The organism is Saltatorellus ferox, assembly GCA_007751475.1.
GTDB lineage: Bacteria > Planctomycetota > UBA1135 > UBA1135.
The window spans coordinates 2,227,585-2,243,700 of sequence record CP036434.1 but is presented as its reverse complement, the minus strand read 5'-3'; the positions used below and the strand labels follow the sequence as shown (position 1 = coordinate 2,243,700).

Annotated in this window: 11 protein-coding genes; 6 read left to right on the top strand and 5 right to left on the bottom strand. The window is 68.2% G+C overall.

Annotation, left to right across the window (positions count from 1 at the left end):
• The first annotated feature begins 3 nt into the window (after nucleotides 1-3).
• Nucleotides 4-597, top strand: a complete 594-nt coding sequence (locus Poly30_RS07990; RefSeq protein ID WP_145196061.1) for a hypothetical protein — start codon at nucleotides 4-6, stop codon at nucleotides 595-597.
• On the opposite strand, the gene Poly30_RS07985 is transcribed toward Poly30_RS07990, so the two are convergent.
• The 4 genes from Poly30_RS07985 to Poly30_RS07970 form a co-directional block, all read right to left on the bottom strand.
• Nucleotides 585-2,960 carry a tetratricopeptide repeat protein gene (locus tag Poly30_RS07985; protein ID WP_145196058.1) on the bottom strand — a complete coding sequence of 792 codons (2,376 nt, stop codon included), beginning with the start codon at nucleotides 2,958-2,960 and terminating at the stop codon, nucleotides 585-587. The genes Poly30_RS07990 and Poly30_RS07985 overlap by 13 nt on opposite strands.
• A gap of 137 nt (nucleotides 2,961-3,097) precedes the next feature.
• Nucleotides 3,098-3,346 (bottom strand): hypothetical protein, encoded by a 249-nt coding sequence (locus Poly30_RS07980; RefSeq protein WP_145196055.1) that lies wholly within the window; start codon nucleotides 3,344-3,346, stop codon nucleotides 3,098-3,100.
• A 203-nt stretch (nucleotides 3,347-3,549) separates the two neighbouring features.
• A complete protein-coding gene (locus tag Poly30_RS07975; RefSeq protein ID WP_145196053.1) occupies nucleotides 3,550-6,480 on the bottom strand; it encodes a sigma-70 family RNA polymerase sigma factor in 2,931 nt (976 codons plus the stop codon).
• A 62-nt stretch (nucleotides 6,481-6,542) separates the two neighbouring features.
• The gene (locus Poly30_RS07970) at nucleotides 6,543-7,001 is read right to left on the bottom strand and encodes a DUF1499 domain-containing protein (protein WP_145196051.1); all 459 of its coding nucleotides are present in this window, start codon (nucleotides 6,999-7,001) and stop codon (nucleotides 6,543-6,545) included.
• A 122-nt stretch (nucleotides 7,002-7,123) separates the two neighbouring features.
• On the opposite strand from Poly30_RS07970, the gene Poly30_RS07965 reads away from it, so the two are divergent.
• On the top strand, nucleotides 7,124-10,912 hold the full coding sequence (locus tag Poly30_RS07965) for a hypothetical protein (RefSeq protein WP_145196048.1): 3,789 nt from the start codon (nucleotides 7,124-7,126) through the stop codon (nucleotides 10,910-10,912).
• A 170-nt stretch (nucleotides 10,913-11,082) separates the two neighbouring features.
• Here Poly30_RS07965 and Poly30_RS07960 read toward each other — a convergent pair whose 3' ends face one another.
• On the bottom strand, nucleotides 11,083-12,384 hold the full coding sequence (locus Poly30_RS07960; protein ID WP_145196046.1) for an NHL repeat-containing protein: 1,302 nt from the start codon (nucleotides 12,382-12,384) through the stop codon (nucleotides 11,083-11,085).
• Nucleotides 12,385-12,774: 390 nt separating this feature from the next.
• Here Poly30_RS07960 and Poly30_RS07955 point away from each other — a divergent pair, with 390 nt between their 5' ends.
• Genes Poly30_RS07955 through Poly30_RS07940 form a run of 4 tightly spaced genes read left to right on the top strand, consistent with a single transcriptional unit; the run spans nucleotide 12,775 to nucleotide 16,099 of the window.
• Nucleotides 12,775-13,383 (top strand): hypothetical protein, encoded by a 609-nt coding sequence (locus Poly30_RS07955; protein WP_145196045.1) that lies wholly within the window; start codon nucleotides 12,775-12,777, stop codon nucleotides 13,381-13,383.
• Nucleotides 13,384-13,440: 57 nt separating this feature from the next.
• A complete protein-coding gene (locus Poly30_RS07950) occupies nucleotides 13,441-14,163 on the top strand; it encodes a class I SAM-dependent methyltransferase (RefSeq protein WP_419191105.1) in 723 nt (240 codons plus the stop codon).
• Nucleotides 14,160-15,401 (top strand): glycosyltransferase 87 family protein, encoded by a 1,242-nt coding sequence (locus Poly30_RS07945; protein ID WP_145196039.1) that lies wholly within the window; start codon nucleotides 14,160-14,162, stop codon nucleotides 15,399-15,401. Before Poly30_RS07950 ends, Poly30_RS07945 begins: the two co-directional genes overlap by 4 nt.
• Nucleotides 15,402-15,412: 11 nt before the next feature.
• The gene (locus Poly30_RS07940) at nucleotides 15,413-16,099 is read left to right on the top strand and encodes a P-loop NTPase family protein (protein WP_145196037.1); all 687 of its coding nucleotides are present in this window, start codon (nucleotides 15,413-15,415) and stop codon (nucleotides 16,097-16,099) included.
• The last annotated feature ends 17 nt before the right edge of the window (nucleotides 16,100-16,116 follow it).

The following is a 16,116-nucleotide window of genomic DNA, read 5'->3' as shown; positions in this document are numbered from 1 at the left end:
CCAGTGCCCATCCTCCTCGCCGGGCTTGGCCTGGCGTCCATGGTCGCCTGCCAGTCGCCGAAGGAGCAGGCCATCAGCGTTTACGCGGGCCCCTACACGGACAACTCTCTGCCGGAGGAGATCGGCCTCTTCAAGCCGCTCAGCTTCGAGGATGCCACGCTCGTGGCCGCTGCGTACAGCCAGGTCATCGAGGACTCGTCGCCCTACTACCGATGGGAGGTCGAGGGCAACGTCGTCCAGTGGTTCGGCGAACAGGATCACCAGCAGCTCGGCGGCCTCGCGCTCTTTCGCTGGATGGCTTTTCCCTGGGACCACTGGGTCGACACGAGCTTCGGATTCGGCAACGGACTCTCCTGGGCGACGAAGACCCCCGAGCTGGAGGAGGCCTTCCACCCGGACACAGGATCCACCCAGCTGCTCTGGCATATCGCGATCGAGTTCGAGTTCGCGCGGCCGAGGCGAGCAGGGAAGCCGTCCTGGATGGACAGCTGGGCCACGTTCGTGCGCGTCCACCATCGCTCGGGAATTCTCGGAACGTTCGACGGAGTGGACGGCGGGTCGAACGTGCTGGCGCTCGGGCTGCGCTATCGCTGGTGATCTTGGTCGACGTTCTCGGTTCCGTTCGCCGACGCGCGCGCTCGCAGCTCGGCGAGGGCGTCAGCGGCGGCGCTGGCCCCCTCCCCGGTCCCGCTGGCCAGGATTCGTAGTTCGACTTCGGCGAGGAAAAGAAGCTCTGCGGTCGCCGCGTCGTCGCCGCCTTCGGCCAGCAGGCTGGCGAGCGAGAAGAGGGTGTTCAGCGTGCTCGGATGCGCCGGGCCCAGCACCCTCGTTCTGCCCGCGAGCGCCTCACGGTACGCGGCCACGGCCTCGTCCCGACGCCCGTCCGCTCGCAGCAGGGAACCGAGGTTCTGCAGCGAGATGAGCGTCTCGGGGTGGTCCTCGCCGAGGATGCGCCGCTTCTTCTCGAGCGCCTCGCGATAGAGCGTCTCGGCCTCCTCGAGGTTGCCCTGGTACTTGAGAAGCGCGCCCAGATTCGCGAGCGAGGAAAGCGTGTCGGGATGCTCTGCGCCGAGCAGCCTGCGGCGCTTCTCCAGCGCTTCCCGATAGAGCGGTTCCGCCTCGTCGAGGCGCCTCGCCACGTGCAGCAGCACCGCGAGACTGTTCATGGAGGCCATCGTGTAGGCGTCTTCCTCGCCGAGCACGCGGCGCGCGGTCTCCAGCGCGTCTCGGTAGTAGGACTCGGCCTCCTCCAGCTTGCCGGCCATGTCCAGGACGAAGCCCACGTTGTTGATCGCGGTGATCGTCTCGCGATGGTCGTCGCCGAGCACTCTCCTGTGCTTCTCCAGGGCGTCGCGATAGAACGACTCGGCCTCGCCGAACTCCCCCTTCGACGCGAGCACCGTCCCGACGTTGGAAAGGGCTTCCAGGGTCTGGGGATGCTCTTCCCCGAGCACGCGGCTCGCCCCCTCCAGCGCCGCGCGAAAGTCTCTCTCGGCGGCATCGTACTCGCCGCGCGCGTTGCGCAGGAGACCCAGATGATCCAGCGAGGACAGCGTGCGCGGATCGTCCTCCCCGAGCGTCTCGCGCCGGATCTTCAGCGCTCGCAGCTGCGGCGGCAGCGCCGCGTCGTAGAGGCCGAGCTTGCGGTAGCGGTCCGCGAGGACCTGGCGCAGCCGAGCATCCACGAGCGGCTGTTCCGCAAACTCTTCGTCGATCGCCGTGAGAGCGGGACGCAGGAGCAGCCGATCGATGAGCTCACGCGCCGCGTCCGCGGCGTTCACGAGCGTCCACTGGCGGCGGAAGCTCTCGAGCCTCTCGCTGCGCTCTTCTTTCGTCGGTTCGATACTCTCCAGCGCGGACTCGAGACGCGACATGACATCCTCGGTCAGCATCTGACCCGCCGTCGTCGCATCGAGCTGCTCCAGCATGTTCGCCTGGAAGCTCGCGACGACCTCCAGCTCATCCGCGCGCGCCTCGGCCTCGGCCTCGGCCTCGGCCTGAAGAGCGCGATCGCGCTGGCCGGTGGCCACGCGCGCCTGCCAGGCGAACGCGATCACGCCGGCCAGGAGCGCCACCGCGACCGCGGCCGCTGCGCCCACGAGCAGACGGTGCCGACGGACCAGCTTGCGCAGGCGATAGCCCGCGCCGGGCGGGGCCGCGAGCACGGCGTCACCGGCGAGGTAGCGCTCGATGTCGAGACCCAGCTCGTTCGCAGTGCCGTAGCGCCGAGAACGGTCCTTCTCCAGCGCCTTCATCACGATCCAGTCGAGCTCGCCGCGGAGCACGAGACCAAGCCGCTCCGGGGCGACGCGGCGTCGCGCGGCCACATGGTCCAGCACCTCCGCCGACTCGCTCATACGCGTCGACGGCTTCGGCGGGTCGACCTCGCAAATGAGCCGCTGGATCTCGCCGAACAGCACGCCGCGCATCTTCCGGAGGTCGAACGGCGTGCCTCCTGTGAGCAGCTCGTACAGCATGATCCCGAGGGAGTAGACGTCCGTTCGAGTGTCGACGTCGAGGGACCCCTCCGCCTGCTCGGGGCTCATGTACTGGAGCGAGCCGATGATCTGCCCCATCTCGGTGAAGAGCGTCTTCTCGGTCAACGTCTGCGACGTCGCCTTGGCGATGCCGAAGTCGATCACCTTCACGCTGGGCTGGCCGTCCTGGGTACCCACCAGCACGTTGGTGGGCTTGAGGTCACGGTGGATGATCCCCTTGCCGTGCGCGTGCTGGACGGCGCGGCAGACCTCGGCCATGAGAGCGAGGCGTTCGTGGACGGGCAGACTGTTCTGGTCGCAGTACTCGACGATGGGCTTGCCCTTGACGAGTTCCATCACGAAGTAGGGTCGCCCGCGGTCCGTGGCGCCCACGTCCATCACCTTCGCGATGTGCGGATGGTCCATCAGCGCGAGGGCCTGCCGCTCGGCCTCGAAGCGCGCGACGACCTGGCGCGTGTCCATCCCTAGTGCCCCGAATCAGAAGTTCGTCGTATTAGTTTCAGTCTGTTTCGTTTCGTAGCAAGGCGTCCGAACCGCAGTGCGTAGCAGTAGTTCCGTCCAAGGTTCGCCAACGCAGCTACGGAGCGAAACAGGCGAAACTAATGCGACGAACTTCTGATTCGGGGCACTAGCTTGATGACCTTGAGCGCCACCTTGCGCCGAACGGGCTCGGTCTGCTCTGCCATCCAGACGACGCCGAAGCCGCCCTCTCCGATCTTCTGGAGAAGCCGGTAGCGGCCGATCCACTCGCCGACGTGTTCTCCGTGATCAGGCTTCGGCGTCACGGAGTCTGACGAGAGCGAGGATTCGACGCCGTCGGCGTCAGGGTGGGAATCGGACGGGTGCATGGGGACTCACCGTGGTGCCGAGAAGAAGTCTGGAGAGGGAGCGTCGCCGATACCCGCGGTACGCGGTGAAGATCTTCCGGGTCTTCAGCAGAAGCTGCGGGCACGGCGCACTCCATGGTCGATCATAGCGCCGGGCCCTGGGCTTCGAGTTGAATCCCCGCCCGCGCTCACAGCGTGAGGAAAGTTCCAACTTGCTCGGGCTCTCAGGGTTCGCTCCAGGTCAGAAAGACGGTCCCACCATCCTCGGAAACTTCGATCCACTCGGGCTCGAATCGGAACCTGGCCGGGAACGATCGAAGGCTGTACTGGCCCGGCGCGAGGCCCTGGAAGAGCGCCGTGCCGTCCGTCCCGAGGTCCGCTTGATTCTGCAGCAGCGTCATCCGGTCCAGCCGCATCGGAACGCCGTCCAGCTGGATGTTGCACTCAGGGCTTCCCACGGGAAGCGGACCGGCCACCGCGTTCAGATCGCCTCGTTCCAGGAAGAAGAAGCGCACCCCCTCGGCCCGCTCTCGGGTGAAGGGCTCCTCGCCCTGGAGCTTGACCGCGAGGCTCTGGCCGCGGGAAACCCGGGCGATCACGGGAGTCGCCGCGCTTCGGTCGCCGACGAACGAAAGTTCGCGGAGCACCAGAGGTGCGTAGCCGAGTTCCGACAGGTGCAGCTCCAGCGTGATCCGGCTGGCGGGCGTCTTCCCTGCCACCTGGAAGTAGGCCACCCCGTCTTCGATCTCGCCGCCATCGTCGATACGCATCGGGTCCACGGGACCTGAGCCGAAGAGCGAGGAACGGGCGCAGGCATCGCTGCTCCAGCTCGCAGAGTCGTGCCGGAACGCGGACGGCTCGACGGGCTCGCCGGAGAGAGCGTCCTCCACGCGAACCGCGATCCAGCCGGCCTCCGGCACGACGACCTCGACGGGCTCGACCTCAGGCTCGCCTCCCGGCTCGACCTCGACCTCGACCTCGACCGACGACGGGCGCTTTCCCACCTGGACGACGTGCCGCCCCTGGACGGGCACTTCGACGAGGAACCGACCTTCCGAGTCCGTGGACCCCTTGACCGTACCGCCGAACTGCGCGCCGAGATAGCGGACGACCAGGACCGGCTCCCCTGCTGCCGGCGTTCCGTCCCAGCGGGTCGCCACGCCGCGAATCGCCGCGACCGCTTCGTTCCAGGCCGTGTCCACGCGGCTCGTCTCCGCGCTTCGAACGAACGCCTTTCGACGGTCAACCCGCGCGGCGTTGGAAGAGTCTCGAACGGTCATTTCGATCTCTCCAACCGGGACGTGCCCCACGGCGTACGCTCCGTTCTCGTCGGAGCGGGCTCGGTGCGACCAACCCGAAGCATGCTGCAGGAGAACGTCGGCGCCGCGGACAGGAGCGTCGGCCGCGGTCACGCGACCTTCCAGCGCCCCGGCGTCAGGCAGGACGAGGCTCAGCGTCGTGCGCGCCTCCGGTGATTCCACGACGACTCCGGTCCGCACGATCAGCGTTTCCTGCTCGTGGTTCGACGTCCTGCGATGAACGCTGACGCGGAAGGGATGCGTCGACGGCACAACGGGTACCGTGAACGATCCGCCCGCGTCCACGCGAGCCAGATCCGAGATGGGAGTTTCGTGCTTGAGGTAACCGGGGAACGCCCAGGGGCCGGGCAGGCCAACGGCGAGCGCCGACAGGAATCGCGGCTCATCGGGCGCGTAGGCCATGACATGGGCGTCTTCGAGCGCAGCACCGGACCGGTCCCTCGCGGTGCCCTGGATCAAGGTGAAACGCTTCAGCGGAATCACCACTTCCTCGAACGCACTCACCTCCTTGACGGTCCCGTACCACTTTGCCCTCGCGTAGTCGTCGTGATGGAACTCGACGTGCAGCTCCTGACCGCGGCGGACGCGAAGCGAAAGGACTCCCTCCCGGTCGGTCCTCCCGAACTTGGACTCCAGGATCCCCTCCAGCACCACTCCCTCGACGGGCTCCCGGGTGAACGCGTCGAGGCAAGTGATCCGGCAAGGCGACCCGGCTTCCAGCTCGATGTCCCGCGTCGCGGAAGGGAACGGGAGCGACAGGGTTCGCAGTTCCCCGAGCGCGTAGTCCGGGTGGAAGACACGGAGATCCATGGGCGTGTCAGCGGGAGCGTGCTCCCAGACGTAGTGGCCCGCATGGTCGGTGACCACGGAGAGCCGGCGGCCCATGCGCAGCTCGACTCCCGCCAGCGGAACACCGGTCTCGGCGTCACGAACCTGGCCCGTGAGCCGCGTCGAACGGACGGTCCTGGGGGTCCTCCCCTGGCCTTCGGCTCGCTCGACCGGGCCTTCCGGCAGAGGGTCCGCGTCGCTGACGAGAACGAGCGCTTCGCGGTTCTCGGATCCGTGCGCCGGTGACGGGACCAGGCCGCTCCGTTCCGCCGGGGCCGGATCGGCCCCGGCCATCACCGCGCCGTCGCCAGGCCGCTCCACTCCGGCCACGGGACGCCGAAGGACCAGCACCGTAGCCGTGAGCACAAGACCCAGGGCGCACACGAGAGCAAGGGACGCGGGCAGAAGCCCGAGCGCGGCCGACCGAACGGCGACGGTACCGCTCCCCGCGAGGGCGACGGCGGTCCAGTGCTGCGACTCCCCGTCGTAGGCCGAATCCAGCGCGACACGGAGCCGCTCGAGACCCCTTCGAATCCTCGTCCGAACGGTCGCCGCCGGCACGTCGGCTGCGGCCGCGATCTGACGCGGCTCGAAGCCGTGGTAGAACCGCAGCAGCACGGTGGACCGATAGGGTTCCTCCAGGCGCAGCACGGCCTCGACCAGCCGGCGGTGCAGTTCGGCGCTGGCCGCCAGCTCCAGGGCGGAAGGCGCGCTTCCCCCCCGGAAGGCGCGATGCTCCCGCCAGCGCCGGCTCGTCTCCGACCTCACCAGATCACGGGCGCGGTGAACGACGGCCTTGCGCAGCCACGCGCGCACCTGCCCTCCGTGTCCTTCGTGCCGCGGGGGCCGCTCGATCGCCCCCACCAGCGCGTCCTGAACGAGGTCTTCACCCCGATCCTGCGAGGAGAGCAAGCCCGCAGCGAGCGCCCGCATCCAGCCGGCATGGGCGAGTAGCTGCTCGGGCGTCCAGGTCGACTCAGGTTCGATGGAATCGTGGGAGGGGCTCATGGCAGACTGAGCGGAGCCGACCGCACCGGCGTTTCCGCTTCTTCAGCGATTACGCGAACCGGCTATTTCAGGGCTTCCGCGAATCGCTGGCGCAGGTTCTTCACCCGCCGCGCGTTCATCCCGAGGTCCGAGTAGCCGAGGCGTGAAGCGGACCTCACGTGGATCACCCCCGCCTCGGCGTCCAGCCGGGCCTCGAAATCATCGCGGAAGCGGAGCCAGCGGGTCTTGTAGACGGCGTGGAAGTAGCCGGGCTCCCGGGTCTCGATCGAGGCCTTCTCGGAGACGAGGCCCGCCAGGGCCTCGAAGGCCGAGGCCGGCGCGGTGCCCTCGGGGATCGTGAATGGGTCGACGTGGGCGCCCTTTTCGGGGGCCATCTCGCTGCAAACGCAGTTCGGAGACGACGGACAGTCCCCCAGCCGGGTGCCGTTGTAGGCGGTCACGGGACCGGCGCAGCCGATGAGGGAGATGGCGAGGAGGGCGAGGGCGAGGGTCGTCACGGTGAGGATGGGCTTGAGCTTCATGGGCGGGGTTCTTCACAGCTTCGCAGAACCCGGGAACAGGAGGCGGGAATCTGGCGTTTCGAATCGCTACGCTCGGCCCAAGGGGAAACGGATCGCGCGCGTCGCGCTCCAAATACAGAATCATGATGGGCCTTGCTCAACCGCTCATGACCATGGGGTCATGGCTTTCGTCCACGCTGTGGACGATCTTCGCTATTGCGCCAGCAACGATTGCACTGGCATCCACTGCATCGGCATCGGCCGCACCCGTTGCCGCGCAGGGCTCGCCCATCCTGGACGCGATTCCGGTCATCCTGGGCGGGGCCATCCTGGGCGGTCTCTTCGCCTGGGTGTACTCCAAGCGCCAGAGCCTGACCCAGCACCGGGTCCAGCAGGAACTCTGGGACCGCAAGTTCCGCCTCGCCGAGGCGGATCGCGAGGCGGCCGTCGCCGCGCTCAACCAGAACAACATCGACGTCCGGAAGATCAAGGGGACCTTCGAGACCCAGGTCCAGCAGATCGCGAGCCTGCGCCAGCAGATCGAGGCCGAGCGCAAGGGGTCCCAGGACATCCGCGCCGCCTACGAGGAGCAGCGGAACATCCTGGGCCGCCTCCAGGGCGAACGCGGCAAGATCGAGACCGCCGTCGCGTCCACCAAGGCCGAATCCGATCGTAAGACGCGTGTATTCAAAGACCTCTCCGAGGATCGCGATCGCCTGAGCGTCGAGGTCGACCGCCTGCAGAAGCAGATGGCGGCCGCCCACGAGCAGCACCGCGTCGAGGCGAAGGCGCTCCAGGACGAGCTCCGCAAGCGCGAGACCCAGCTCGCGTCGTGGCAGCGCCGCGCAGGGGAGGACCACGAGGCCACGAGTGCGGCCCTGACCGGCCTGGAAGAGCGCATCCTGGAGCTGGAGCCGATCCCGGCCAAGCTGCGCAACGCGGAACTCGCCATCGAGGACTGGCGCCAGCGCTACGCGAAGCTCGAAGGGTCGTCCACCCAGGAACTCAAGGACCTCCGCGCGCGCCTCGCCGAGCTGGAGCCGCTCCCTGAGGAGCTGGAGACCACGCGCCAGGAACTCGACGAGATCCGCGCCGCGAAGGCCATTCTTGCCGAGAAGAGCGCCCGTGAGATCGAGCGCATCGAGAAGGAGGCCGCCGAGCGCGTCGCCGCCGCCGAGGCGGAAGCCACGTACACGGTCCAGACCGTGACCGGCGAGGCCGAGGACACCAAGGGGCAGCTCGCGACGCGACTGGCCCAGCTGGAGCCCTTGCCCGCCAAGCTCGCCCACGTCGAGAAGGAGCTGCACGAGGCGCGGACAGCGCGCGACCAGGTCGTCCGTGAGTCGACCCAGGAGATCTCGGGCCTTCGCACCCAGCTGGAGAAGCTGGTCGACCTGCCGGAGAAGCTCGAGGGCGTCACGATCGAACTCGAGATGGTCAAGTCCGAGCGCGATGAGCTGCTCGCCAGTACGACGATGGAAACCGAGGAGCTGCACGCGCGCCTCAAGTCCCTCGTAGGCCTGCCGGACAAGCTCACCGCGAAAACCGAGGAGTTCGAGTCCCTCGAGAAGAACTACGAGGATCTGCGCTCGGAAACGGCGCAGGAGATCAGCTCGCTGCGCGCACGGGTGACCGAACTCGCTCCCTACCCGGAACTTCTGGAGAAGGCCGAAGCACGCATCACGTCGCTGACCGACGAACACTCGAACCTCGACACGTCGACCTCCGAGATGATCCAGGAGCTGCGGGCCTCGCTGGCCGAGCTCCAGCCGCTCCCCGCTCAGCTCGAGGCGACGCGCGCCGAACTCGAGGAGATTCGGGCCGCCAAGGATGCCCTCGACGACGCAAGCTCCAGCGAGATCGAGTCCCTTCGTAGCCGCATCGACGAACTCGAGCCCGTGCCCGCGCAGCTGGAAGCCACTCGGACCGAGCTGGAAACGATCCGCACGGCCAAGGACGAACTGGAATCGTCGACGTCCAGCGAGATCGACGCGCTGCAGAGCCAAGTGGAGGAACTCGAGCCACTCCCGGCCCAGCTGGAAGCGACGCGCAAGGAGCTGGATTCGGTCCGCGCGGCGAAGGACGAACTCGAGTCCGATAGCACCGCCGAGATCGTGGAGCTGCAGAACCGCGTTCAGGAGCTGCAGCCGTTCCCGTCCAGGCTCGCGGAGACCGAAGAGCGCCTTGCGGTGCTCACGGAGCGCCACGCCAACCTCGAGGCCTCCACGTCGGAGTTGATCCTGGAGCTGCGGTCGTCGCTCGCTCAGCTGGAGCCGCTTCCCGAGAAGCTGCGCGAGACGAGTCAAGAACTGGACGCCACGCGCGCCGCGAAGGCCGCACTCGAGCGTGAGACCGCGGTCGAGATCGCGACGCTGTCCGCCCGCGTCCAGGAGCTGGGTCCGCTTCCCGACTCCCTCAACAGAACGGTCGAGGAACTCGGCGAGCTTCGCAAGGAACGCGACCTGCTCGCGCGGAACTCCGCCGAGGAGATCTCGGCGCTGCGTGCGCGCCTCTCCGAACTGGAGCCGCTGGAACCGCGTCTCTCCGATCGCGAGAAGGATCTGGAGCGCCTCCGCGCCGAACTGGACGCGGAGCGAAAGCAGGCCAACCTGGAGATCAGGGGCCTGACGAAGCGCCTCGACGAGCTGGAGCCTTTGCCGGCCGAGCTGGACGCAGCGCGTGCGTCCCTGGAGACCTCGAAGGCGCGACTCCAGACGCTGGAGCCGCTGGTCCCGAGGCTCGCGAAGGTCGAGACCGAGCTGGAGGCGGCGCTGGCGCGTGCGGCGGCCGTCGAGCAAACCTCGACGAAGGAGATCGGCTCGCTCCAGGGCAAGGTGGGCGAACTCGAGCCGCTGCGGGTGGAGATTGCCCAGGCGGAAGGCGAGCTGCGCGTCCTGCGCGAGCGCGTCAAGACGCTGGAGCCGGTCCCCGTCAAGCTGCAGGAGCGAGAGGCCGAGCTGGAGGACGTGAAGTCGACGCTGGAGGCCGAACGCCGCCAGTTCGAAGCGGAGCGCGCCCAGATCACGAAGCGCCTCGACGCCCTGCAGGGCGCGGATGAAGGGCTCGACGAAGCGCGCAAGGAGATCGCGGAGCTACGTAAGGAAGTGAGCCGCGAAGGCCGCGAGGTCGAGCAGCGCAACCGCCGACTGGAGGCCGCGCAGTCGACCGTCGAGGAGCGCAAGCGCGAGATCCAGCAGCTTCGCTCACGGCTCGCGGAGGTTCAGGCGCTGCAGAAAGCGGACCAGCGCGAGGCCCACGAGGCGTCGAGCCAGCTGGGCAAGCTGAAGACGCGCCTTGCGAGCGCGGAACTCAAGCTGGAAGAGCACGTGGAGAAACTGGCGGAGGCCAAGCAAGAGGCGGCAGCGGCGCGCAAGGAAGCGCTGGCGCTGGAGAAGAAGCTCCAGAAGGCCGAAGGATCGAAAGCAGCCGCCAGGTCGAAGAGCACTCCGGCGGCGAAGGCCGCGCCCCTGCAGGCCTCTGGAAAGAACTCGGAGCTGAACGGAGCGGCCAGCACCCTCAGCGTGGACCCCGCGGCCGAGTCGGCCTCGGAACAGGTGAAGACGCTGAAGCCTCAGCCCCGACAGGCTGTGCCCAAGACGTCCTCCAAGTCGACTTCCAAGCCAGGTTCCAAGACCTCGTCGAAGGGCGCCGCGAAGGCCACGGCCAAGACGATCAAGCGAGCCAGGACCTCCGGTCAGGCCAAACCCGCTCGCGACGATTTGAAGGAGATCACGGGGATCGGGCCGAGCTTCGAAAAAGCACTTCGGAAGGCCGGCATCCAGACGTTCCAAGACCTTGCGACGCTGACTGCCGCGGACCTCGAGGCGCTCGCGGAGAAGATCGACGTACCGCTGGACCGGATCCGGAACGACGAGTGGATCGAGAAGGCCAGGGAGGCCCACCAGGCCAAGGTGGGAGAGACCAGCGCCTGATCAACGGGCGACGTGCCATCCCAAGCGAGCGGGCTCGTGCATCCTGGATGCACGAGCCCGCTCGCTTGGGTTCCGGTGGTTGGTGCCCCGAGAATGGACCCCGAGAATGGACCCCGAGAATGGACCCCGAGCATCGACCCGAGCATCGACCTGGGGAAGTACCTCGGAGACTACTCGGTGATGAGCGGCTCGGACGCCAGGATCCAGGCAGCTTTCTGGAACGACGGGTTGAGCGTGACGATGTCGTCGTAGAGGCGCCAGGCCCCGTCCGGGAAGACGCCGAGCGCCACGGGGGAGAGGATCTTGCGCGCCGCGAACTCGGAGCCGTCACTGAACTCGATGATGCGGCGGAACTGAGTCCCGCGCCAGTCGAGCTTGCGGACGCTGCCGCACTGACCGCCGTCGGCGTCCTGTAGCGCGACGTAGACCACGCCGTCTTCGTCCGTGGCGATCCCGCGGATGGCGGTCTGATCCTGTGGCTGCCAGTAGAGCGAGTCCACGGCCCCGTCGGTTCCGACGCGCACGATCCGGGTGTCGGTGGCGACGTAGGCAGCCCCATCGATATCGGTGGCGACGTCGATCACGTCGGCGAAAGGGACGCCCAGGGCGATGAGGCTCTGCTCGGGCGTGCCGCCGGCGGGCGCGCCTACGGCGTCGAGGCGCAAGAGGCTGCCGCCTTCGAGGTCGACCGGAACGAGGGTCTCGCCGCTGCGAGTCATCGCCACGATGTCGCGCCAGGCGGTCGTGCCGAGGTCTGGAGCGGAGAACGTGGCGACCTCATTGAGGTCGCGGTCCAGTCGCACGAGCGCCGCCGTCAGGCTCGACTCGGTGCGAATCACCGTGACGTTGCCGAGGTCGTCGGCCGCCATGTCCTGGATCTTGTACGGAAGGTCGCCGACGAAAGCCACGCGGTCGCCCGCGCGATTCGCGCGCGCGATGACCTGGGGGGCCGACGGCCCCCCAATGCGCTCGGCGATGAAGAGATCAGCGTTGCCGCTCGTGGCGAGGCTCGCCGCGACGGGGCTCGAATCGGTGCCAGGAATCACGTCGACGACCATGAGGCTCGCCAGGTCGTTCTCGACGCTGAAGCCGTAGGTGCCCACGAGGTTGTTGACGTCGACCGCCTGGATCGCGTAGAAGCCGGGGATGCCCGCCACGAAGCGAACGGAGTCCGCTGCGCCGAGGCTCGTGAGAGACGCACCCGAGCTGGCGGGAGCGGCCACGATGCTCCACGTGTCGATGTTGGCCAGATTCCCGTTGTTGAGTCGGGCGACGCAGTCGAAGAACTCGCCGCGCTGTAGCGACCCGTTGTCGCCACTGAACAGGAAGTCGCCGCTGGACCCGGCCGGCGGGCCCGAGTTGGCGATGTTGTTGCCGTCGTCGTGGGAGTGACAGCTCGCGACGAGCGCGAGGAAACAGGCAGCGGTCGCGCGCAAGGCGCCTCGCTGGGAGAGGTGTTCGATCGAACGCATGGCTTGATGAGGATTCGGAGGCCGGGGGGCGGAGCGCCTTGGCACCGCCGGAGTGGACCCTGATAGCTTCCCCTCAAAAGGGCTGAGTGGGAAGCGGATCTGGCTTTTGTCCCATGGAAAGACGCCATCGGGGGAACGGCATGATCCGCGCAGCAGCCCGGATGCAGGGGGCCAGAGTGCGTAGACTCGCCCAAGATGAACGGTTCGACACGTTCTGAGACTCCGCATTCTCAAGCTGTGCCAGGGCGAAAAAGTCCGCCTTCTGCGAAATAGCGCACCACGTCCCCGGCGGGATAGCTTTCATGGCGCGAGAGTCCCCCTCGAGCCGCTCGAACAGCTCGAGCCCCGATCGATCGGATCCCTCCGACTCCCCCAACTCTCTTCATTCCCATGTTCCAACGCCCCTCCCCCCCCCGCCGTGGCGCGGCCGCCTCGGCGTTCTTCGCCCGAGCCCTCCCCGCCCTGCTGCTGGCTGGCGCCGTCACCGGCTGCGCCCTCGTCGATGAAGAATTCGACGAAGGCGGTGGTAGGCCCTGGGTCGGCGAAGGCGGCCGCGTCGTCGGCTTCTCAGGGAGCTACTCCTATCAGGAGACGGATCGGACCGAGAGCGAATGGTTCGCCGCCCGCGCCACCATCGACCAGTTCTTGACGGACGAGCACGTCATCGGCGCCTACGCCCTCGGGCAATTCAACAACATGTCCTCGGAGCCCGACGGCAACGAGCAGCTCTGGGGCGGTCTCCACTATCACTACCACCTCCACCTCTCCGAGCGAACCTCGATCTACGCAGGCCCCTCCCTCGGTGCGGTGTTCTTCGACGACAAGAACACGAACGACTCGGCGCTCACCTGGGGCCTCTCCGGAGGCATCCGGCACTGGCTGACCGAGCGTGTGGCTGTCACCGTCGAGCCGACCTACCTGCGCGCCAACTTCGACACCGCTGCGGGCGGCGACTCCGAGGAATTCCTCGTTCTCTGGGGCCTGGCGTTCTCGCTCTGACCTTCTCCGTTGCCCCTGCCTGGCGACAATTCGAGCGCGCGCTGACATACTTCTCTGGTGTCAGCGCGCGCCTCTTCTTTGGATCTCTATCGCCTCGCGGCTCCGATCTATGACCTCGCGACCCTCGCGTGGAGCGGAGGCGCGATCTGGCGGACGAGGGCGCACGCGCTCGAGCACGCGAAGCCAGGCAAGACCTTTTTCGTACCGGGCACAGGCACGGGGCGGCTTGCGCTGGAGGCCGCAGGTCGAGGCGCCCGCACCCTGGCGATCGACCACTCTCCGGCGATGCTCGCCCGCGCGCGCCGCCGACTGGCACGCGACCGGGCTCGCCGGGGTCCAGGCGCTCCTGCGATCGAGCTGGAGCTACGTGAGCAGTCCCTCGCCGAACTCGAGGCGCCCGAGGGCTTCGACGTCGTCGCAGCCGAGCACTTCCTCAACGTCTTTCGTCCCGACACCATGCCCGCCGTTCGCGACCGCCTGATCGAGCTGACGAAGCCGGGCGGCGTCTTCGCGATCGCGGACTTCACGCCGCTTCGAACCGATCGCGCCCGACCGGCGCGCGCGGCGCAGGCGCTGCACCACGTCATCCCGCTCGGCGGCTGCTCGCTGCTGACGCGCAACGCCATGCACCCGATCTACGATCACGGGGCGGACCTTGCGGACCGAGCGGATCTTCAGCTCGAGGCATGCATCGACGAGCCGAGCTTTTGGATCGGCCCGCGCTGGTTCCGCGCCTGGACGTTTCGCAAGCTCGGGGAGAGGCCATGGGTGAGCAGGTGAGCCACCCCACGTCCAGGGCCCCGGGACTCGTCGCCTCGGTGGCGATCGCGCTCGCGGCCGCGTGCGCGACGTTCGCGTTCGCCGCCCTGCTGCTCTGGCGTTCAGGTGCGCGCACGCTGGCCGCCCTCGACTTCAACGCCGCTCTCTTCGAGGACTTCCTCGGGCCCTACTGGGCGACGGCGCACAACCTTCTCACGGCGAGCCAGGAGCCGGCCGCCGGCTACCTTTACCCCTCGACGCTTGCCTGGCTCCTCGCGCCCATCGCGTGGCTCGGCGCGTGGCTCGACGCGCGGCTGGGTGGCGGCTCGATGGCCGCGTCCTGGGCAGCGGTCGCGTTCGTCCTGGGATCGCTCGCCGTCCTGATCGCGAGCGTTTTCTCGATGCTCCGCCCCCAATCGCTCTGGATCGCCGCCGCGGCGGGCGCCGTGTTCGGGCTCGCCCATGCGCCGATCCATGGCGGGTACTGGGCCCAGGCGAGCCTGCCCGCGATCGCGGGACTGGCGGCGGGGCTAGCGCTGTTCCAGAAGGATCGGCCCGTTCTTGGTGGGGCCGCCATCGGGTTCGCCGGCGCGCTCAAGCTCCATCCGCTGATCGGAGTCGTCGCACTCGTGGTGCCCCGTCGAGGAAGCGGACGCTCCACCGTGGGCGCCGTGACCGCGGCCATCTCATGGTGCCTGTTCACGGTCGGACTGCCGTGGGTCGCCATGGGATCCGACGCGTTCCTGCGGTTTCACCGCGCGGTGTTCGAGAGGCTCGGGGCCATGAACGCCTGGGTCATGACGAAGGAAGGCGGACGCGGGAGCCAGGACCTACCGGCGATCCTCGGAAGAGCTGTTCCACTCGACTCCCATCTGGCGCGGAAGGCGGTGGGCTGGACGATCGGCGTTTTCCTCGTCTGGCTCGCCGTTCGCGCGCTGCGCTCGCGAGAATCCGGCACGCCGCGGATGCTGGCCGCTTTCGTTTTCCTGGCCGCCGTTCCGTGGGCGGCCGTGAGCCCCACCTGGCCCCACGGGCTCCTCTGGGTCCCCGCTGCCTGGTGGATCGCCGCGAACTCCTCGTCGCGGGTCAGCGGTTGGCTCGCCGCAGCCTCGTTCGCCGCCGGCTCGATCGTGGCGCTCCGCGCCCTCGGAACGCCGGAGGCCTACGCCTGGTACGGCCTGCCGGCCTGGAGCGCCTTCCTCGCCGTCGCGTCCGCGGCAGCCGCTGTTTTTGACCGCTCCCTCGCCCCCAGAGATTAGGCTTCGCAGCCATGAAGTCGTCCGCTCTCCTCTGCGCTGCTGCGCTGCTCCTCAGCGCCTGCAGCTCCGCCTACAAGGTCCCCTCCCGTATCGACGCAAACCTCCTGCGCGAGGTGCCGAAGGCGCGGATGCAGCCGATCACGACGGCACTCGAGGGAAGCGCCATCGCCCGCGCTGCCTACGACAACGCCAGGGCGCAGACGCGCGTCTCCAGCGACGGCGTGGAGCTAGCGCTCCAGGAGCTCTCCGTGGTGACCGACCGGATCGGCGCGGCACGGATCGACCTGGCCTCGGCGAGGCGCGAGGGCGCGGGTCCGGCGCTGGATCGCGCGGAAGCCGAGTACGCCAACCTCCTGGGAATCGGCCGCATAGCCCGCCTCGGGCTCTCGCTCTCGCGTCGTGAGCACGAACTGGCGGCGCTGCGCGAGCGGCTGGCACTGGAAGAGTCACGTCTCGCCGATGCGCGAGTGGAGCTGGCTCGCGCCATCGCCGTCTCCGAACTCGACGTGCCCGCCGAACAAGCCGTGGCCCTCGAAGATGTTCGCGACGCCGTGCAGTTCTACGAGCGCGAGGTGGAGATCGCCAACCGGCGACTCTCGGACGGACGGATTCGGATGACCCAGGCCCGGGCGGACTACGAGGCAGCGATCGCCCGCGAGAGCGGCGGATCGGTTCCGCCCATTTCCGCGGGAACCTGATCGTCGCCGGGGCGCCT

Coding starts and splice junctions, on each gene's coding strand:
- Poly30_RS07985 (WP_145196058.1), bottom strand. CDS start 2,960: ATGGACACGCGCCAGGTCGTCGCGCGCTTCGAGGCCGAGCGGCAGGCC.
- Poly30_RS07980 (WP_145196055.1), bottom strand. CDS start 3,346: ATGCACCCGTCCGATTCCCACCCTGACGCCGACGGCGTCGAATCCTCG.
- Poly30_RS07975 (WP_145196053.1), bottom strand. CDS start 6,480: ATGAGCCCCTCCCACGATTCCATCGAACCTGAGTCGACCTGGACGCCC.
- Poly30_RS07970 (WP_145196051.1), bottom strand. CDS start 7,001: ATGAAGCTCAAGCCCATCCTCACCGTGACGACCCTCGCCCTCGCCCTC.
- Poly30_RS07965 (WP_145196048.1), top strand. CDS start 7,124: ATGATGGGCCTTGCTCAACCGCTCATGACCATGGGGTCATGGCTTTCG.
- Poly30_RS07960 (WP_145196046.1), bottom strand. CDS start 12,384: ATGCGTTCGATCGAACACCTCTCCCAGCGAGGCGCCTTGCGCGCGACC.
- Poly30_RS07955 (WP_145196045.1), top strand. CDS start 12,775: ATGTTCCAACGCCCCTCCCCCCCCCGCCGTGGCGCGGCCGCCTCGGCG.
- Poly30_RS07940 (WP_145196037.1), top strand. CDS start 15,413: ATGAAGTCGTCCGCTCTCCTCTGCGCTGCTGCGCTGCTCCTCAGCGCC.